20 protein-coding genes are annotated in these 18097 nt (G+C 60.9%); 14 read left to right on the forward strand and 6 right to left on the reverse strand.

Features of this window, described 5'->3' with window-relative positions; genetic code table 11:
- The first annotated feature begins 192 nt into the window (after positions 1-192).
- Positions 193-534, forward strand: a complete 342-nt coding sequence (locus tag KVH01_RS02980; protein WP_043049987.1) for a hypothetical protein — start codon at positions 193-195, stop codon at positions 532-534.
- Here the strand turns inward: KVH01_RS02980 and KVH01_RS02985 are convergent.
- The 3 genes from KVH01_RS02985 to KVH01_RS02995 all read right to left on the reverse strand — a co-directional run bounded on the left by KVH01_RS02985 (position 531) and on the right by KVH01_RS02995 (position 3142).
- Entirely contained in the window at positions 531-1712 is a 1182-nt protein-coding gene (locus KVH01_RS02985; RefSeq protein WP_217880397.1) for an aminotransferase class V-fold PLP-dependent enzyme, read from the reverse strand. The two genes, KVH01_RS02980 and KVH01_RS02985, sit on opposite strands and share 4 nt — an antisense overlap.
- Positions 1709-2179 (reverse strand): RidA family protein, encoded by a 471-nt coding sequence (locus KVH01_RS02990; protein WP_217880398.1) that lies wholly within the window; start codon positions 2177-2179, stop codon positions 1709-1711. Before KVH01_RS02990 ends, KVH01_RS02985 begins: the two co-directional genes overlap by 4 nt.
- Positions 2180-2269: 90 nt before the next feature.
- Complete coding sequence (locus tag KVH01_RS02995; protein ID WP_217880399.1) at positions 2270-3142, reverse strand: LysR substrate-binding domain-containing protein; 873 nt, start codon at positions 3140-3142, stop codon at positions 2270-2272.
- On the opposite strand from KVH01_RS02995, the gene KVH01_RS03000 reads away from it, so the two are divergent.
- Both KVH01_RS03000 and ccoM read left to right on the forward strand, forming a co-directional pair.
- Positions 3129-3437: a hypothetical protein gene (locus tag KVH01_RS03000; protein WP_124376798.1), complete on the forward strand. Its 309-nt coding sequence runs from the start codon at positions 3129-3131 to the stop codon at positions 3435-3437. The two genes, KVH01_RS02995 and KVH01_RS03000, sit on opposite strands and share 14 nt — an antisense overlap.
- Before the next feature lie 143 nt (positions 3438-3580).
- Positions 3581-3697, forward strand: a complete 117-nt coding sequence (ccoM, locus tag KVH01_RS30395) for a cytochrome c oxidase subunit CcoM (RefSeq protein WP_017530457.1) — start codon at positions 3581-3583, stop codon at positions 3695-3697.
- Positions 3698-3837: 140 nt separating this feature from the next.
- Here ccoM and KVH01_RS03005 read toward each other — a convergent pair whose 3' ends face one another.
- Both KVH01_RS03005 and KVH01_RS03010 read right to left on the reverse strand, forming a co-directional pair.
- Positions 3838-5313 carry an inorganic phosphate transporter gene (locus KVH01_RS03005; protein ID WP_003189291.1) on the reverse strand — a complete coding sequence of 492 codons (1476 nt, stop codon included), beginning with the start codon at positions 5311-5313 and terminating at the stop codon, positions 3838-3840.
- Positions 5314-5645: 332 nt separating this feature from the next.
- On the reverse strand, positions 5646-5846 hold the full coding sequence (locus KVH01_RS03010) for a hypothetical protein (protein WP_043049991.1): 201 nt from the start codon (positions 5844-5846) through the stop codon (positions 5646-5648).
- A gap of 561 nt (positions 5847-6407) precedes the next feature.
- Here KVH01_RS03010 and pcaR point away from each other — a divergent pair.
- The 11 genes from pcaR (at position 6408) to pcaC (ending at position 17114) form a co-directional block, all read left to right on the forward strand.
- A complete protein-coding gene (gene pcaR, locus KVH01_RS03015; RefSeq protein WP_043049992.1) occupies positions 6408-7250 on the forward strand; it encodes a pca regulon transcriptional regulator PcaR in 843 nt (280 codons plus the stop codon).
- A gap of 145 nt (positions 7251-7395) precedes the next feature.
- Positions 7396-8736, forward strand: a complete 1341-nt coding sequence (locus tag KVH01_RS03020) for an MFS transporter (RefSeq protein WP_217880400.1) — start codon at positions 7396-7398, stop codon at positions 8734-8736.
- Between the two features lie 165 nt (positions 8737-8901).
- Positions 8902-9759: a CoA transferase subunit A gene (locus tag KVH01_RS03025; protein WP_217880401.1), complete on the forward strand. Its 858-nt coding sequence runs from the start codon at positions 8902-8904 to the stop codon at positions 9757-9759.
- On the forward strand, positions 9759-10538 hold the full coding sequence (locus KVH01_RS03030) for a CoA-transferase subunit beta (RefSeq protein ID WP_057021962.1): 780 nt from the start codon (positions 9759-9761) through the stop codon (positions 10536-10538). Before KVH01_RS03025 ends, KVH01_RS03030 begins: the two co-directional genes overlap by 1 nt.
- Positions 10535-11740, forward strand: coding sequence for a 3-oxoadipyl-CoA thiolase (pcaF, locus tag KVH01_RS03035; RefSeq protein ID WP_217880606.1), 1206 nt, complete (start codon positions 10535-10537; stop codon positions 11738-11740). Before KVH01_RS03030 ends, pcaF begins: the two co-directional genes overlap by 4 nt.
- Positions 11741-11754: 14 nt before the next feature.
- The gene (pcaH, locus tag KVH01_RS03040; protein WP_217880402.1) at positions 11755-12459 is read left to right on the forward strand and encodes a protocatechuate 3,4-dioxygenase subunit beta; all 705 of its coding nucleotides are present in this window, start codon (positions 11755-11757) and stop codon (positions 12457-12459) included.
- Position 12460: 1 nt separating this feature from the next.
- Positions 12461-13027, forward strand: coding sequence for a protocatechuate 3,4-dioxygenase subunit alpha (gene pcaG / locus KVH01_RS03045; protein ID WP_217880403.1), 567 nt, complete (start codon positions 12461-12463; stop codon positions 13025-13027).
- A 209-nt stretch (positions 13028-13236) separates the two neighbouring features.
- On the forward strand, positions 13237-14532 hold the full coding sequence (locus KVH01_RS03050; protein ID WP_217880404.1) for an MFS family transporter: 1296 nt from the start codon (positions 13237-13239) through the stop codon (positions 14530-14532).
- A gap of 10 nt (positions 14533-14542) precedes the next feature.
- The gene (locus tag KVH01_RS03055; protein WP_217880405.1) at positions 14543-15907 is read left to right on the forward strand and encodes a 3-carboxy-cis,cis-muconate cycloisomerase; all 1365 of its coding nucleotides are present in this window, start codon (positions 14543-14545) and stop codon (positions 15905-15907) included.
- A 9-nt stretch (positions 15908-15916) separates the two neighbouring features.
- The gene (gene pcaD, locus KVH01_RS03060) at positions 15917-16708 is read left to right on the forward strand and encodes a 3-oxoadipate enol-lactonase (protein ID WP_217880406.1); all 792 of its coding nucleotides are present in this window, start codon (positions 15917-15919) and stop codon (positions 16706-16708) included.
- Positions 16709-16718: 10 nt separating this feature from the next.
- Positions 16719-17114, forward strand: coding sequence for a 4-carboxymuconolactone decarboxylase (gene pcaC, locus KVH01_RS03065; protein WP_043050002.1), 396 nt, complete (start codon positions 16719-16721; stop codon positions 17112-17114).
- Positions 17115-17151: 37 nt separating this feature from the next.
- Here the strand turns inward: pcaC and KVH01_RS03070 are convergent, their stop codons facing one another.
- Positions 17152-18045: a polysaccharide deacetylase family protein gene (locus KVH01_RS03070; protein WP_217880407.1), complete on the reverse strand. Its 894-nt coding sequence runs from the start codon at positions 18043-18045 to the stop codon at positions 17152-17154.
- Between the last annotated feature and the right edge of the window lie 52 nt (positions 18046-18097).

The following is an 18097-nucleotide window of genomic DNA, read 5'->3' on the forward strand; positions in this document are numbered from 1 at the left end:
CGACTATCTTAACGGAACAAGCCCCTGCGCCCAAGGACTCTGACAAAAACTACGCTGTTTGTGAGGTGCGCCGGGAGTTGAATCGACGGGTGGCGGGCACTTGCGAGTGTCGACTGGGTCACAGCTTGGCACGCCGGTGCTCAAGTCGCCCTGCCACCCGCCGACAGCCTGTTGATCAGGAGAATAACTATCATGCTGCCACCCATGCTGCCCGTCAGTGTTGTGCCGGTCACGTCGCAACTCGATCCGGCACGCCAGAAGCCGGATATTCCGCCGGTGGTACCCGTTCAACCGGGCTCCAACGAGAGCACCATCGACCTGAAGAAGGGCGATGCCGAGCAATCGACCTTTTTGCTGCGCGAAGAACAACGCCGCCAGCAGGAACAGCAGAAACGCCGGCGCGAAGCCGACGATGAGACGCAGCAGCACTTGCCCATTCCCGGCGACCTGCTCAATGCTGACAACACCGTTCCCGTGGCGCCGCTGATCGAAGACGCGCCGCGCCAGGGTCTGTGGGTGGATATCGAGGTTTAGTCGCTCAGTTCACCCAGGGACGTCATCAGTCGCTCGATGTCGTCATCGGTGTTGAGCGGGCTGACGGATATCCGTGCAATGCTTGCCAGCCCGCGTGCTTGCATATCCAGCGGCGTATAGGCGATGCCATTGGCGCCGATGTTGATGCGCTTCAATCCCAGGCGTCGCTTGAGTTCAAAGCTATCCCAGCCAGCCAGGTTGAAAGCGATCAAGCCTGAATGCGTGGTGCCCAAGTCGTGCAGGGTAATCTGCGGTAGCTGACGCAGTGCTTCGCGGATTCGTGTGCTGGTCTGCGAGACCCTCTCCCACACCCGCTCGATCCCCCATTGATTGATCTCTTGCAACGCATTGCCCAGGCCCGCCAGCAAGGCGAAGGACACTTCACTGGTTTCGAAACGCCGGGCGTCATTGCGCAAGTCGAAGCCGTCGGCAGTCCATGGCGCTGAAAACACGTCGCGCTGGACGGGGTTCAGGTGCTGGAGAAAATCAGGCCGTATATAGAGCAGTGCGGTACCGCGAGGCCCGCGCAGGTGTTTGCGACCGGCGGACTTGAGCACGTCGCACTGCAACGCTTGCACATCCACTGGCACCTGGCCGATGGCTTGGCCCGCATCGATAAAGAAGGGGATAGCATGCCGCCGGGCTACTGCACCGATGGCCTGGGCCGGGTTGATCAGGCCACCGTTGGCCGGTAGCCAGGTAAGGTCGATCAACTTCACATGGTCGTCGAGCATCGCCTCCAGTGCCACCGGGCAGACCGCGCCGGCAGCGTCACAGGGGATCACCTCCACCTGCGCGCCCGCTTGCACGGCCAGCGCCATGCTCGCCAGGTTGCCGCCCCATTCATGGCGGCCCACCAGGATGCGGTCGCCCGGCTGCCAAGGCCCCAATGCCTGGAACGCCATGCTCCAGGCCGTGGAGCCACTGCTGGTGAAGGCAATCGACGACGCCGGCGCATTGAGTAACTGCCCGGCGGCACGGCGGGCTTTTTCCACCAGCACGGCGCCCCGTTCGCCGGCCTCCATCGGGCCGTCACGAGCTTCGTGGTGCAACTGCTCGATGATGGCGTCCAGGGTCGCCTGGCTGGGCAAGGACGCCCCGGCGTGGTTGAAATGCACAATGCCCGACTGACAGCCAGGCGTGGTGTCGCGCAATTGCTGGATGTCCAGCGGGCTCACGGTTGCAGCTCGAAAATGGCATCCACCTCGACGGCGACGCCGGCAGGCAAACTGCAGACGCCTATGGCGGTGCGCACATGTCGGCCCTTATCGCCCAGAGCATTGACCAGCAGGTTCGAGGCGCCATTGGCGACCACGCTCTGGCGTTGGAACTCGCCAGTGCTGGCGATGAATACGCCCAGACGCAGGGTACGCGTCACTCGCGACAGATCGTCCCCCAGCGCATCGCTCAATTGCCCCAGCAGGCCCAGCGCTGCCAATTCCGCCGCCCGTGTACCTTGTTCATCACTGACGGAGTCGCCCAGGCGCCCGATGTAGGCCGGTTTACCATCGACCAGGGGAATTTGCCCGGAGATAAACAGTTGGTGTTGGCTGATGACATGGTTGATGTAGTTGGCCGCCGGCTGGCTGGGCGTTGGCAGTATCAGGCCGAGCGCGTGTACGCGTTGGCGGATGGAGTCGGTCATGGTGAAGCCTCCGGGTTCAGGAGGTTTGAGCATGTCGGTCGACGCGGCGGCCGACAAACGGATAGATCTCAACCGACGTATCGAAAAAACTCACGCGTTGGCGCAGGCTTGCTTGAGCCACTGGCTGAAACACTCGGCCGCTTGGCTGAGCGGGCCTTGGGGGGCGACCAGCCAATAGCCGATTTCACTGTGATAGGGCGGCCAGTCAAACGCCTGGACCAGGCTCCCGTCCTGAAGTCTGCGCTCGATCAGGCGATGGCGGCCCATGGCGATACCCTGGCCGGCCACGGTGGCTTCGACCACAATGTTGTAGTCATGCAGCATGACGCGGGGGTAGGGGCCGAGGTCGACCTGGTAATGGGCAGACCAGTCCGTCCATTCGAAAGGGCGGTGCGAAGTCGCCATCAACAAGGCGCCATGGAATACCCGCCGGGCCTTGAAAGCCGGGCTGCACACCGGGGACAGGATTTCGGCCATCAGGCGTGTGGCTTGCACGTCGGGCCAGTCGCCCTTGCCGTAACGGATGGCGAGGTCAACCTCGGCCGTGGCGACGTTGGCCAGTTGGATCGCGGGCAGCAACTCCACCTGGATGTGCGGGTAGCGCTGGAGAAAGTCGGCCAGGCGCGGTGCCAGCCATAGCGTGGCGAACGATGCCAGCACGCCGATGCGCAGTACGCAGGCGCTGGGGGTAACCCGTTGGCTGCGAGTCGCCGCGCCGATGGCTACCAGTGCCGGGCGGATTTGATCGTAGTAGTGTTGCCCGTCCAACGTCAGGTCAATCGCACGGGTACGCCGGATAAACAGCGGTTTGCCCAAATGCTGTTCGAGCTTGTGCACCTGATGGCTCAGCGCGCTTTGGGTCACAGACAACTCGTCCGCCGCCTTGATAAAGCTCAAGTGCCGTGCCACGGCTTCGAAGGCGCGCAGGGCCAGCAGCGGTGGAAGGTCGTTGTGCAAGGCCACCTGGATGCGCCTCCTGGGTCGAGTGGAAGGTGCCGATTTTGGTCGATGCCCTGCATTTTGTCGCCCGCTGATTTGCCGTCAGGCGGGGCAGGCCGCATTATTGGGGCATTCCCGCCACGACGTAAGCCAAGCCATGAGTGATGATGACAAGCTGATTGACCTGAATGCCGAACGCGCCAAGCGCGTACACGATCTCAATGACAAACGCTTGAATGAAGTGCGCCAAGCCTTTGAACAAGCCATGCCCTTGGGAAAAACCAAGAAGAAGTCGAAAAACAAACCGAAAAAGCGTTGAAACAGCCTGTATCCATTGATGCAGGTCAGTTATTACCCTTCTTTACGCCCCGTTGCGGGCGACATTGATCCTGATCAATTTCCCACTGCGCCTTCTCCATTAACTTAGCCCTATCGCAACAGGGCAAGTGCAGGAGGCCGGTCATGTTTATCGATAATGTGGTTTTTGCCGGAGTGCTGACTGTAAGCCTCATGGTGCTGTTTTTTGTAGGGTTTGGATTTTTTATCTGGAAGGACGCGAACAAGCGTAAAAAACCTTAGGTTTTTCCGGATTACATGGGCACGCAAGGCATTTTGGGCGACTTCGGTCGCCCTTTTTTTTGCTCTGCTTTTCTCTAAGCGCGAATATAAAAAAAGGTGCGACCCTCGCGGATCGCACCTTTTTTACTGCCAGCTGGCTATCAGTTGCCCAATGCCTTGGATGCCAACCAGAACAACCCGGCCGAGAGGCCCACGGTGGCTGGCAGGGTCAATACCCAGGCCATCAGGATGGTCTTGACGGTGCCGCCTTGCAGGCCGCTCTTGTTGGCGACCATGGTGCCCGCGACGCCCGAAGACAGCACGTGGGTGGTGGACACCGGCAGGGCGAAGATATTCGCGAAGCCGATCATGGTGGCGGTGGTGATCTGGGCCGACATGCCCTGGGCATACGTCATGCCCTGCTTGCCGATCTTCTCGCCGATGGTCAGTACCACGCGCTTCCAGCCCACCATGGTGCCCAGGCCCAGGGCCAGTGCGACCGCAAGAATCACCCAGAACGGGGCGTACTCGGTGGTGGCGGTCAGGTCTTTGCGCAGTTTGTCGAGGTCGGACTTCTCACGGGAGTCCAGGCCTGGCAGCTTGCCGACTTTCTTCGCGGTGTCGTCCAGGCAGAGCAGGTAGCGACGTACTTCAATGCGGTGGTCGGCAGTCAGCGAGTGGTAGTCCGAAACGCCTTTCAAGGTACCCAGCAGCGCGTTGATCGTCGGTTCGGTCTGCTGCGGGTTGCAGCGGAATTTGCCCGGCAGGTCATCCTTTACGCTTTTGCCCAGGGCCAGGAACTCGCCCAGGGTCTCGTGGTTACGCTGGTAGAACTGGTTCAGGTGCAAGGTCGCGTCGCGGGTACGCTCGATCTGATAGGTAGTGCTGCCCAGGTCAAGAACGAACTGCGCCGGCACGATACCGATCAGCACCAGCATGATCAGGCCGATGCCTTTCTGGCCATCGTTGGAGCCGTGCACGAAGCTGACGGCCATGGCCGAAATCACCAGGACCAGGCGGTTCCAGAATGGCGGGTGTTTCTTATCGTCGAGCTTGCGGCGTTGGTCCGGAGTCTTGTGCATCTTCGACAGCGGGCGCCACCACTTCAGGCCGATCAGCACCAAGGCTGCGACCAGGAAGCCGGCCATCGGCGAGAACACCAGGGACGCGCCGATATCCACGGCTTTTTGCCAGTTCACACCGTCAGCCAGGGGGATGTCGTTGATCAGGGCATTGGCCAGGCCAACACCGAGGATCGAGCCGATCAGCGTATGGGAGCTGGAGGCGGGGATACCGAAGTACCAGGTGCCCAGGTTCCAGGTGATCGCCGCAGCCAATAAGGAGAAGACCATCGCCAAGCCGTGGCCGGTGTTCACATTGATCAGCAACTCCACCGGCAGCAAGTGCACAATGGCGTAGGCGACACCGACACCACCGAGCAATACGCCGAGGAAATTGAACACCCCGGAGAAGAACACGGCCAGGTGTGGCGGCATGGCTTTGGTATAGATGACTGTGGCCACCGCGTTAGCGGTGTCATGAAAGCCATTGATGAACTCGAAGGCGAGGACAAAGGCCAGGGCGAGCAACAGGCTCACTAGAACCCAAGCATCCAGTCCGCTGAATAAATCGATCATGAAGGTTTTCTGACCCGGTCGTAAGGGGGCGCGATTATGCCAGAAAACATCGGTAATCGATGCATTAGCTGCTCATCGGTAACAATCTTCATTGAAAAACCGCTGCCAGGGCGGGCGCATCCCAGGGTTTTCGGGGCTTTGGCAAGTCTTTGATTTATAAAGCTCAGGCAGGAAAAGACCGGCATTGGTCATGAAAGTGTCATGCCTGAAACATTTGTATGAAATTTCGTTGGCGGCTGTAGGTTACTGACCAGCGGGCGTTGCGCCATGGAGCCCTCTGCCAGTGGTGGACCGGCAGAGACAGCAGACCCTGGAAGCTCGACCGCAAGTGCTTATGGCTCCTGCGTCTTGAGTTCCTGTTCTATCTTTTGGATTTCCTGGGCAAAGGCTTGGTCGAGCAGGCTGGCTCGCTTGCGCCATGGCTTGCGTTCTGGCTCAGGTTGCGCGGCGTAGGTGGTGACTTCCCCGCCGTAGACGTCCTTGTAACGTTGCTCCTGGCGCTCAAGTTCCGCGCGCAGTTCATCTTTCGTCACAGTGTTACCTAATTGAGTTAAGTTTATTGATTGCGCAGTGTCATGCCTGAAAGTCGTCCTCGCATGGTTTCAGGTTGAACAGTCGAACTGTTCAACTTGGAACGCAGACCTGAGGGCAGTTCTTTTAAGCGGGTATTGTGACCGTCGCTGCATACATCCGCAGCGCCTGGCGAGCTCCAATTCCGATAGTGATACCGGGCTGACCTCTGCACAGGTTGCATTATAGCGGCGCATTTGAATAACACTATCACTACGAAGTTAAAAAGCGTCAACGCTGTGTGAGGGTTTTATTACATGCGGGTGCCAGTATGTGTGAACACCGTCACCCTGATTTTCTACGTTAATTCTAAATGGCAGGTAAACGCCCACATTTTTCAGATTTATCAGGCAAATCTGAAACGTTGACCACAGGGTCCGTGCAGTGCTGGGCAAATTGCGATAATCGCATGATCGTCCGATAATCGCCCAGTGTTGCCGGTGCTGTCTTGTGCATCGCGACCGGCACGGCTTGTAATGGCGGCCAACCCTCCCGTGGTGAAAACAAGAGAAAGGACCCCTGAAATGAACGATCAATTGCGCAACTCCTTTGCATCAGTGGCGCCGCCGATCGTGGCATCACCGGCCAAGCGCATCCAGGCCTTCACCGGTGATCCGGATTTCATGACCTCCCTGGCCCGTGGCTTGGCCGTGGTGCAAGCGTTTCAGGAGCGCAAGCGGCACCTGACCATCGCCCAGATCAGCCATCGCACCGAAATCCCTCGCGCCGCCGTGCGTCGTTGCCTGCATACTTTGATCAAGCTTGGCTACGCCACTACGGATGGGCGCACCTACTCGTTACTGCCCAAGGTCCTGACCCTTGGTCACGCCTATCTGTCGTCCACACCGTTGGCCGTGTCGGCTCAACCCTATCTGGACCGCATGAGCGAGCAGCTGCATGAAGCCTGCAATATGGCCACCCTCGAAGGTGATGACATCCTCTATATCGCCCGTTCGGCCACCACCCAGCGGCTGATTTCGGTTGATTTGTCGGTGGGTGGGCGCTTGCCTGCGTATTGCACATCCATGGGCCGCATCCTGTTGGCCGCCCTCGACGATGCTTCGTTGCAGGACTATCTCCAGCATGCCGACCTGCAAACCAAGACCAGCCGTACCTTGACCACGCCTGAAGCCCTGTTCGAATGCCTGCAACAGGTGCGTCAGCAAGGCTGGTGCATTGTCGATCAGGAACTGGAGCAGGGCCTGCGTTCTATTGCGGTACCTGTGTATGACGCATCTGGCCAGGTGCTGGCCGCGCTCAATGTCAGCACCCATGCCGGACGGGTTAGCCGCAGTGAGTTGGAGCAGCGCTTTTTGCCAAGCATGCTCAGTGCCAGTCGCGAGTTGAGTGCGCAGTTGTTTGCCTAAGCTGTTCGGTGACCGCACAGATCCCGGTTGGCTCGATTGACGGTGTTTCCCCTGGCTTATTAATGTGCGGCAGCGCTCTGAGGAGCTGCCCAATAATAATGATGACCTGAGGTCGTCAGCCCGCCATCGGTGTGGAATAAAAATAATGAATCAGCCTTCTGTCGGTACCACCCTGGACGTGCAGTCCTTCATCAATACCCAGCCACTGTCACGCTATCAGTGGCGCGTGGTCATTCTATGTTTCCTGATTGTCTTTCTTGACGGCCTCGATACGGCGGCCATGGGCTTTATCGCGCCTGCATTGTCCCAGGACTGGGGCATCGACCGCGCCAGCCTCGGCCCGGTGATGAGCGCCGCATTGATCGGCATGGTGTTCGGCGCATTGGGTTCCGGCCCGCTGGCCGACCGCTTTGGTCGTAAGGTCGTGTTGGTGGGCGCGGTGGTGGTATTTGGCGCTTTCAGCTTGGCGTCGGCCTACAGCAGTAATGTCGATCAGTTGCTGGTGCTGCGCTTTCTCACCGGGCTGGGTCTGGGCGCCGGCATGCCGAATGCCACTACCTTGCTCTCCGAGTACACCCCCGAGCGCCATAAGTCGTTGCTGGTGACCAGCATGTTCTGCGGCTTCAACCTGGGCATGGCTGGCGGTGGGTTTATTTCGGCCAAGCTGATCCCCGCGTTCGGCTGGCACAGCCTGTTGCTGATTGGCGGCATCCTGCCATTGATCCTGGCGCTGGTGCTGTTGCTGTGGTTGCCGGAATCGGCGCGTTACCTGGTGGTACGCAATCGCGGCACCGACAAGGTGCGTAAGACCCTTGCACCCATCGAGCCCGGTATCGTGGCCCAAGCCAGCGCTTTCAGCGTGCCGGAGCAAAAAACCGTCAAGGCCCGCAATGTGTTCGCGGTGATCTTCTCGGGCACCTACAGCGCCGGCACCTTGCTGTTGTGGCTCACTTACTTCATGGGTCTGGTAATTGTGTACCTGCTGACCAGTTGGCTGCCCACGCTGATGCGCGACAGCGGCGCGAGCATGGAACAGGCCGCGTTTATCGGCGCGTTGTTCCAGTTTGGCGGAGTGTTGAGTGCAGTGGGTGTGGGCTGGGCGATGGACCGGTTCAACCCTCACAAAGTGATCGGTACCTTCTATCTGCTGGCAGGGGTGTTTGCCTACGCGGTCGGGCAGAGCCTGGGCAATATCACGCTACTGGCGACCCTCGTGCTCATCGCCGGGATGTGTGTCAACGGTGCGCAATCGGCGATGCCGTCCCTGGCCGCACGGTTCTACCCAACTCAAGGGCGTGCCACCGGTGTGTCGTGGATGCTTGGCATTGGTCGCTTCGGCGCCATTCTGGGTGCATGGATGGGCGCCACCTTGCTGGGCCTTGGTTGGAATTTCGAGCAGGTGCTTACGGCACTGGTGATCCCGGCGGCGTTGGCCACGGCAGCGGTGGTGATCAAGGGCATGGTCAGCCATGCCGATGCCACTTAAGCCTTGGTGGGTTCCAAATGTGGGAGGTTAGCCAGGTAACAATCCGTTCGATAATCGAACGCTGAGTCGATTATCGGATTGTTTGGCCCCTATCTCCGGCTTAACCTTCAAGCACTTCGGCGCCCTCTCAGCGCCTTTTTCGATCAACACCGGGAGCCCAACCCCATGGCTGAAATCCTCACCCTGCGTGATGCGGTCAAGCGCTTCGTGAACGACGGCGATACCGTCGCCCTCGAAGGCTTTACCCACCTGATCCCCACGGCCGCAGGTCATGAAATCATTCGTCAGGGCAAGAAAGACCTGACACTGGTACGTATGACCCCTGACCTGATCTACGACCAATTGATCGGTGCCGGCTGTGCGCGCAAGTTGATTTTTTCCTGGGGCGGCAACCCGGGTGTGGGCTCCCTGCATCGGCTGCGCGACGCGGTCGAGAAGCAATGGCCGCAGCCTCTGGAGATTGAAGAACACAGCCACGCCGACCTGGCCAATGCCTACGTTGCCGGGGCATCGGGCCTACCGTTCGCGGTGCTGCGTGCCTACGCCGGTTCTGACTTGCCCAAGGTCAATCCACTGATCAAGACCGTTACCTGCCCGTTCACCGGCGAAGTGCTGGCGGCGGTACCGTCGGTACGTCCGGACATCACCGTGATCCACGCGCAGAAAGCCGATCGCAAGGGCAACGTGTTGCTCTGGGGCATTCTTGGCGTGCAGAAGGAAGCGGCCCTGGCGGCCAAGCGCTGCATCGTCACCGTCGAGGAAATCGTCGATGACCTGAATGCACCGATGAACAGTTGCGTGTTGCCGACCTGGGCGCTGACGGCAGTGTGCCACGTACCCGGAGGTGCACATCCGTCCTACGCCCACGGCTACAACGAGCGCGATAACCGTTTCTACCAGGCGTGGGACCCGATTGCCCGCGACCGTGAAACCTTTACCGCCTGGATAGACGAATACATCCACGGCACCGCCGATTTCAATGAATTCCAGGCCAAGCTGGCTACCGCGCAGGAGGCCAAGTAATGGCTTACTCCACCAATGAGATGATGACCGTCGCCGCCGCGCGTCGCCTACAGAACGGCTCGGTGTGCTTCGTCGGTATCGGCCTGCCGTCCAAGGCCGCCAACCTGGCGCGCCTGACTTCATCGCCCGACGTGGTGCTGATCTACGAGTCCGGCCCGATTGGGGCCAAGCCCAGCGTGCTGCCGCTGTCCATCGGCGATGGCGAGTTGGCGGAGACCGCCGACACCGTGGTGCCCACCGGGGAGATCTTTCGCTATTGGCTGCAGGGCGGGCGCATTGACGTCGGCTTTCTCGGCGCGGCCCAGGTCGACCGTTTCGGCAATATCAACACCACCGTGGTCGGTGACTATCACCAGCCCAAGGTGCGTTTGCCCGGTGCCGGGGGCGCGCCGGAGATCGCCGGTTCGGCCAAGAGCGTGCTGATCATCCTTAAGCAATCGTCCCGTTCGTTTGTCGACAAGCTGGACTTCATCACCTCTGTTGGTCACGGCGAAGGCGGCGACTCACGCAAGCGTCTTGGCCTGCCCGGCGCAGGACCCGTAGGCATCATTACCGACCTGTGCATCATGGAGCCGGAGGAGGGCAGCCATGAATTTGTGGTCACCGCGTTGCATCCCGGCGTGACCCGTGAACAGGTAGTGGCCGCAACTGGCTGGGCGATTCGCTTTGCCGATCAGGTCAGCGTCACTGCTGAGCCCACCGAGACAGAACTGACCGCCCTGCGTGATCTCGAAGCTCGCACCGCCGCGGCCCACGGCCAAGCGCCGGGAGAAGCCTGATGCGCGACGTATTTATCTGCGATGCCATTCGCACGCCTATCGGCCGTTTCGGCGGCGGCTTGTCGACTGTACGCGCCGATGACTTGGCGGCACTGCCGATCAAGGCCCTGATCGAGCGCAACCCTTCGGTGGATTGGAATGCAGTGGACGAGGTGTTCCTCGGCTGCGCCAACCAGGCCGGCGAAGACAACCGCAACGTGGCGCGCATGGCACTGTTGCTGGCGGGGCTGCCGGAAAGCGTTCCGGGCGTGACCCTCAACCGTTTGTGCGCCTCAGGCATGGACGCCATCGGCACGGCCTTTCGCGCCATCGCCAGCGGCGAAATGGAGCTGGCGATTGCTGGTGGCGTCGAGTCGATGTCCCGTGCTCCGTTCGTGATGGGCAAGGCTGATGCGGCGTTTTCGCGCAACATGAAGCTGGAAGACACCACCATCGGCTGGCGCTTTATCAACCCGCTGATGAAGGCCCAGTACGGCGTGGATGCTATGCCGCAGACCGCCGACAATGTCGCCGACGACTATCAGATTTCCCGCGCCGACCAGGACGCTTTCGCCCTGCGCAGCCAGCAGCGCACCGCCGCCGCACAAGCCGCTGGCTTCTTCGCCGAGGAAATCGTGCCGGTGCGGGTCGCCCATAAAAAAGGTGAAACTGTGGTGGAGCACGATGAGCACCCACGGGACACCAGCCTGGAAGCCCTGGCCAAGCTCAAGCCGGTCAACGGTCCGGACAAGACCGTCACTGCCGGCAATGCTTCGGGCGTGAACGACGGCGCTGCGGCGTTGATCCTCGCGTCTGCCGAAGCGGTCAAGAAACACGGCCTCACCGCCCGCGCCCGCGTGCTGGGCATGGCCAGTGCCGGTGTCGCCCCGCGTGTGATGGGCATCGGCCCGGTGCCGGCGGTGCGCAAGCTGGTGGAACGCCTGGGGTTGGCGGTCACTGACTTTGACGTGATCGAACTTAACGAAGCCTTCGCCAGCCAAGGTCTGGCGGTGCTGCGCGAACTGGGGCTTGCCGACGATGCGCCTCAGGTCAACCCGAACGGTGGCGCCATTGCCCTCGGCCACCCCCTGGGCATGAGCGGTGCGCGGCTGGTTCTGACGGCCCTGCACCAGCTGGAAAAAACCGGCGGCAGCAAAGGCTTGGCGACCATGTGTGTGGGTGTCGGCCAAGGTTTGGCCCTGGCGATTGAACGCGTCCAATAAGAGAGGATTGCTCCATGAGTGACAAGCCCGGTTACCGGCGCCCGCAAGCGGGCACTCAACCTGATTACCTGCACCCGGCCTACCAGTCGACGAACTTGCGTTCGCCGTCCCAGCCGTTGGTGTTCCTGCCCCATTCCCTGTCGGAAATCACCGGCCCGACCATCGGCGCCGAGCGTCTCAATGACAAGGACAACGACCTGACGGCCCAGCATGAAGGCGAGCCTCAAGGCGAGCGCATCATCATTCATGGCCGGGTGCTGGACGAGAACGGCCTGCCGGTGCCGGGCATCCTTGTGGAGATCTGGCAGGCCAACGCCTCGGGTCGCTATAACCACAAGCGCGACCTGCACGACGCACCGCTGGACCCGAACTTCACCGGCACCGGGCGTACCGTCACCGACGCCGATGGCTGGTACCAGTTCCAGACCATCAAGCCCGGTGCCTACCCGTGGGGCAACCACCACAACGCCTGGCGCCCGGCGCATATCCACTTTTCGCTGTTCGGCCCCAGTGTGCTGACGCGGTTGGTGACGCAAATGTATTTCCCCGGTGACCCGCTGCTGGAATATGACCCGATCTACAACTGTGTGCCGGATACCAGTGCCAAGGAGCGCCTGATCGCGCGATTCGACCTGGAGAAAACTGTTCCGTCCTACGCCCTCGGTTATCGCTGGGACATCGTCCTGCGCGGCCGCGACGCCACGCCGATGGAGAAATGAGATGACACTCTACGCAACCACGTCCCACACCGTCGGGCCGTATTACCACATCGGCCTGACCTGGCTGAATCGCGAAGATCTCACCGTAGCTGCGACCCTCGGCGACCGCGTGGCGATCAGCGGGCAAGTGCTGGACGGCAACGGCGATGTCGTCAACGACGCCATGCTGGAAGTCTGGCAGGCCAATGCCGCCGGCAAATACGACCACCCTGAGGATGATCAGGACAAGGCGCTTGACCCCAACTTCGAAGGCTTCGGCCGGGTGCCCGTGGATGCCGAAGGACGCTTTCGCTTTACCACCATCAAGCCAGGCAGTGTGCCGGGACTGAAAGGCACGACCCAGGCGCCGCATCTGGTGGTACTGGTGTTTGCCCGGGGGCTGGTGAAGCACTTGCTGACGCGGATTTATTTTGACGGTGAGGCGCTCAATGGCGATGACCCGCTGTTGGCGTGTGTGCCGGCAGAGCGTCGCGGTACCTTGATTGCCAAGGCGGACGCGCAGGGTGTGCATCAGTGGAATGTGATTTTGCAGGGGACAGATAAGGAAACGGTGTTTTTCGACTATTGACCGGTCCGTGTAGGAGCGAGCTTGCTCGCGAAAATCGCCAACGATAACGCGGTCAGCTTGAATGAACGCGGCGTTCTCAGGGTTTTCGCGAGCAAGCTCGCTCCTACAGTGATGAGGTCTCAGACAGTGCCTACCCAAAAGTCTGCTTGCGGAACATGGTTGTTGCAAAGTATGTCTAGGCTATAACCGTTCCCACTGAGTGAAAAAACATGACAACAACAACCAGCCACTACACCGGAGAAGAGCGCAGCAAACGGATTTTTGCGATTGTCGGTGCCTCATCCGGCAACCTTGTCGAATGGTTCGATTTCTACGTCTACGCCTTCTGCGCGATATATTTCGCCCCGGCGTTTTTCCCCTCCGACGACCCCACGGTGCAACTGCTCAACACCGCCGGTGTGTTCGCCGCCGGATTCCTGATGCGGCCCATCGGCGGCTGGTTGTTTGGCCGGGTGGCCGACAAGCACGGGCGCAAGAACTCGATGATGATCTCGGTGCTGATGATGTGCGCCGGTTCCCTGGTCATCGCCTTCCTGCCCACCTATAACGATATCGGTGCCTGGGCGCCGGCGCTGCTGTTGGTGGCGCGGCTGTTCCAGGGCTTGTCGGTGGGAGGCGAATACGGCACCACCGCGACCTACATGAGCGAAGTCGCGCTCAAGGGCCAGCGCGGTTTCTTCGCCTCGTTCCAGTACGTGACCCTGATCGGCGGCCAGTTGCTGGCGGTGTTGGTGGTGGTGATCCTGCAACAGATCCTCACCGAAGAAGAACTGCGCGCCTGGGGATGGCGCATTCCGTTCGTGATCGGTGCCATCGCGGCGGTGATCTCCCTGCTGCTGCGTCGCACCCTGAAGGAAACCACCAGCAAGGAAATCCGTGAAGACAAGGACGCCGGCAGTATCGTCGCGCTGTTTCGCGACCACGGCAAAGCCTTCATTACCGTGCTTGGCTACACCGCTGGCGGCTCGCTGATTTTCTACACCTTCACCACCTACATGCAGAAGTACCTGGTGAACACTGTCGGCATGCACGCCAAGACATCCAGCTACATCATGACCGGCGCGCTGTTTCTGTACATGTGCATGCAGCCGCTGTTCGGCATGCTGGCCGACAAGATCGGCCGGCGTAATTCCATGCTCTGGTTCGCCGGCCTTGGCACCCTGTTCACCGTGCCGATCCTGCTGACTCTGAAAACCGTGACCAGCCCGTTCCTGGCCTTTGTGCTGATTACCCTGGCCCTGGCGATTGTCAGCTTCTACACCTCGATCAGCGGCCTGGTCAAAGCCGAGATGTTCCCGCCCCAGGTACGTGCCCTGGGTGTGGGCCTGGCCTATGCCGTGGCGAATGCGGTGTTTGGCGGCTCCGCGGAAGTGGTCGCGCTGAGCCTGAAATCCATCGGCATGGAAAACACCTTTTATTGGTACGTCACTGCGATGATGGCGGTGGCCTTCCTGTTCAGTTTGCGCTTGCCGAAACAGGCGGCGTACCTGCACCACGATCTGTAAGGGACGAGTTATGACGCTGCGCACGAGCAATCAACTGTTCGACGCCTACTTCACCGCCGGCAGCATGGCCGAAGTGTTCTGTGACCAGGGACGCTTGCAGGGCATGCTGGATTTCGAGGCCGCGCTGGCCCGGGCCGAGGCCCGGGTCGGGTTGATTCCGCAGGCCGCCGTGGCGCCGATTGCCCAGGCCTGCCTGGCTTCGCTCTACGATGTGGACGCCCTCGGCGTGGCGATTGCCACGGCAGGCAACTCGGCGATCCCATTGGTCAAGGCACTGGGCAAGCTGATCGCCAGTGAAGATCCCGGTGCCGAGCGCTATGTGCATCTGGGCGCGACCAGTCAGGACGTGATGGACACTGGCCTGGTGCTGCAGTTGCGTCAGGCACTGGGGTTGATCGACGCGGACCTGGCGCGCCTGGGCGATGTAATGGCTGCCCAGGCCCAGCGTTACGCCGCCGTGCCATTGGCCGGGCGTACTTGGTTGCAACACGCGACACCGGTCACCCTGGGGATGAAAATCGCTGGTTTGCTGGGCGCCCTGACGCGCAGTCGCCAGCGCCTTGCCGAATTGAAGCCGCGCCTGCTGGTGCTGCAGTTCGGCGGCGCGTCCGGCACCCTTGCAGCGCTCGGCGAACACGCCATGCCCGTCGCCGAAGCTTTGGCCGCTGAATTGCAGTTGGGCTTGCCCGAACAACCCTGGCATACCCAGCGTGATCGTCTGGTGGAATTTGCCAGCGTGCTCGGCCTGATCGCCGGCAGCCTCGGCAAGCTGGGTCGTGATATCAGCCTGTTGATGCAAACAGAAGCGGCGGAGGTATTTGAACCTGCGGCGCCCGGCAAGGGTGGTTCCTCGACCATGCCCCACAAGCGCAACCCTGTGGGCGCCGCGGTACTGATCAGCGCCGCCACCCGCGTACCGGGCCTGGTGGCGACGATGTTCAGCGCCATGCCCCAGGAGCACGAACGCAGCCTGGGCTTGTGGCACGCCGAATGGGAAACACTGCCCGAGATTTGCCGCTTGGTGTCCGGCGCCTTGCAACAGGCACTGCTGGTCTGCGAAGGGTTGGAGGTCGACCCCGAGCGCATGGCAGGCAACCTTGACCTGACCCAAGGCCTGCTGCTGGCCGAAGCCGTCAGCATCGTGCTTGCCCAGCGCCTGGGCCGCGACACCGCCCACCATCTGCTGGAGCAGTGCTGCAAACGCGCCGTGAACGAGCGGCGCCACTTGCGTGAAGTATTGGCGGATGAACCGCAAGTGACCGCCGAGCTATCCGCGGCTGAGCTGGATCGCCTGCTCGACCCGGCCCACTACCTGGGCCAGGCGCACACCTGGGTCACCCGTGCAGTGACCGAACACTTTGCCTTGACTGCCTAGGAGACCGCTGTGGCTTTTGTACAACTCGCCCAGGGCGAACTGCATTACCAATTGGAGGGGCCGGTGGATGCACCGGTGCTGGTGTTGTCCAACTCCCTGGGCACCGACCTGCATATGTGGGACATCCAGATCCCGGCATTCACCAAGCATTTTCGCGTGTTGCGCTACGACACTCGTGGCCATGGAAAATCCCTGGTGACCGAAGGGCCGTACAGCATCGGGCAACTGGGCCGAGATGTGATTGCCCTGCTGGATGCGCTGGATATTCAACGCGCGCATTTTTGTGGCCTGTCCATGGGCGGGTTGATCGGCCAATGGCTGGGCATTTACGCCGTCGAACGCCTGCAACGCCTGGTGGTATGCAATACCGCCGCCAGGATCGGCACGCCAGACACCTGGAACCCACGCATCGAAATGGTCCTGCGCGATGGTGCCGCTGCGATGGTGGCCCTGCGCGATGCGTCGATTGCGCGCTGGTTCACTGCGGATTTCGCCGCCGCCAACCCGCATCAGGCCAAGCAGATCACCGACATGCTCGCGGCTACTTCGCCTGAGGGTTATGCCGCCAACTGCGGTGCGGTGCGCGATGCGGATTTGCGTGAGCAATTATCGTCGATCAAGGTCCCGACCCTCGTCATTGCCGGTACTGAAGACGCCGTGACGCCGCCAGCCGGCGGCCACTTCATCCAGAATCATGTGCAGGGTGCCGAATATGCCGAGTTCTATGCAGCGCACCTGTCCAACGTGCAAGCCGGTGCTGCATTCAGTGACCGGGTGATTAAATTCCTGCTGGCCCGCTGAGGAGCTTTTCGTGGACGAGAAACAACGTTACGCCGATGGCCTGCAAGTGCGCCGCGAAGTATTGGGCGATGCCCATGTCGACCGCAGCCTCAATGCCTTGACCGAGTTCAACAGCGAGTTCCAGGAAATGATCACTCGCCACGCCTGGGGCGATATCTGGACCCGCCCCGGCCTGCCTCGGCACACCCGCAGCCTGATCACTATCGCGATGCTGATCGGCATGAACCGCAGTGAAGAACTGAAACTGCACCTGCGCGCCGCCGCCAGCAATGGCGTGACCCGCGCCGAGATCAAGGAAGTGTTGATGCAGAGTGCGATTTACTGCGGGATTCCGGCGGCAAATGCAACCTTTCACCTGGCTGAATCGGTGTGGGACGAATTGGGGGTTGAGTCTCGAGAAACCTGAGTTGAAATACATTTCTGATCTCTACAACCTGCACAGATCAGCGTGAGTCGGCATTCCATACCCAATTCCACACGCCTGGCAGGTGCACGGGCTCGCTTACGACCTTCACCGTACGTGCCAGCGCCGCCCTTTGAAGCTGGGTGGTGTCGGTGTAGAAAGGCTCGACAGCGGTGTTCAAACCGTTGATGTGCGCGCTGTCCATCAGGATCTGCAAGTACTCCTGCATATGCCGCGCGGTATAGCGGTTGATATCATGGAAAGTCATCACCACGGGGATAACGCCGTCCACCGTCGGTAATTCGCCCAGGGCAATGCGTTCACGTACCAGTGACAACTGCCGGTACAAATTGGCCCGTCGGCGCGGGCTGCCATTGAAACCCCAGATCTTGCCGTCATTGGCGCTCAAGTCCGTCAGCAACACCTGCAGGCCATGCCGCTGGTAGGCGGCGAAGGTGCGCTTGTCGTAGTTCCAGAAGGGCGGGCGTACCAGCACGGGAGACGTGCCGGTGATGCTGGCGATATCGGCGGCACCTTCGGTCAGGGTGCGTTCCAGTTCGGCATCATTGAGCCAGCGATGGTTAGTATGAAGCGCCGTTGCCGTATGGAATGCCAGGATGTGGCCGGCGGCATGTTCGCGCTCCATGGTCTTGCGCCCCCGGGAACTGCCGCCGGAGCGGGCCGCTTCGGTCTGGAGGAAGAACACCGCCTTGATACCCGGCAGTACCGGGTTGTGCGCCAGGTCGGCTATCACTGAGCGGCTCGGATTGTTGTAGCCCGAGGCGCTGGGGCCATCATCGAAGGTCAGCAGGAAGCGGATCGGTGCCTGGGCTTTCAGGCGTTGCTCGGTTTGCGGTGTCAGGGCCACAGGCGCACCGATGCAGCCAGTGAGACTCAGGGTCAGGAGTGCGCATGCAAGGGTGAAGAGTTTCATGGCATAGGCCTGGCTCGAAAAAGGCCGCCACTGGGGAGGATCAACAGCGGCA

The sequence above is a fragment of the Pseudomonas khavaziana genome (assembly GCF_019145205.1).
GTDB classification, from domain to species: domain Bacteria; phylum Pseudomonadota; class Gammaproteobacteria; order Pseudomonadales; family Pseudomonadaceae; genus Aquipseudomonas; species Aquipseudomonas khavaziana.

Coding starts and splice junctions, on each gene's coding strand:
- KVH01_RS02980 (WP_043049987.1), top strand. CDS start 193: ATGCTGCCACCCATGCTGCCCGTCAGTGTTGTGCCGGTCACGTCGCAA.
- KVH01_RS02990 (WP_217880398.1), bottom strand. CDS start 2,179: ATGACCGACTCCATCCGCCAACGCGTACACGCGCTCGGCCTGATACTG.
- ccoM (WP_017530457.1), top strand. CDS start 3,581: ATGTTTATCGATAATGTGGTTTTTGCCGGAGTGCTGACTGTAAGCCTC.
- KVH01_RS03005 (WP_003189291.1), bottom strand. CDS start 5,313: ATGATCGATTTATTCAGCGGACTGGATGCTTGGGTTCTAGTGAGCCTG.
- pcaR (WP_043049992.1), top strand. CDS start 6,408: ATGAACGATCAATTGCGCAACTCCTTTGCATCAGTGGCGCCGCCGATC.
- KVH01_RS03020 (WP_217880400.1), top strand. CDS start 7,396: ATGAATCAGCCTTCTGTCGGTACCACCCTGGACGTGCAGTCCTTCATC.
- KVH01_RS03025 (WP_217880401.1), top strand. CDS start 8,902: ATGGCTGAAATCCTCACCCTGCGTGATGCGGTCAAGCGCTTCGTGAAC.
- KVH01_RS03030 (WP_057021962.1), top strand. CDS start 9,759: ATGGCTTACTCCACCAATGAGATGATGACCGTCGCCGCCGCGCGTCGC.
- pcaH (WP_217880402.1), top strand. CDS start 11,755: ATGAGTGACAAGCCCGGTTACCGGCGCCCGCAAGCGGGCACTCAACCT.
- pcaG (WP_217880403.1), top strand. CDS start 12,461: ATGACACTCTACGCAACCACGTCCCACACCGTCGGGCCGTATTACCAC.
- KVH01_RS03050 (WP_217880404.1), top strand. CDS start 13,237: ATGACAACAACAACCAGCCACTACACCGGAGAAGAGCGCAGCAAACGG.
- KVH01_RS03055 (WP_217880405.1), top strand. CDS start 14,543: ATGACGCTGCGCACGAGCAATCAACTGTTCGACGCCTACTTCACCGCC.
- KVH01_RS03070 (WP_217880407.1), bottom strand. CDS start 18,045: ATGAAACTCTTCACCCTTGCATGCGCACTCCTGACCCTGAGTCTCACT.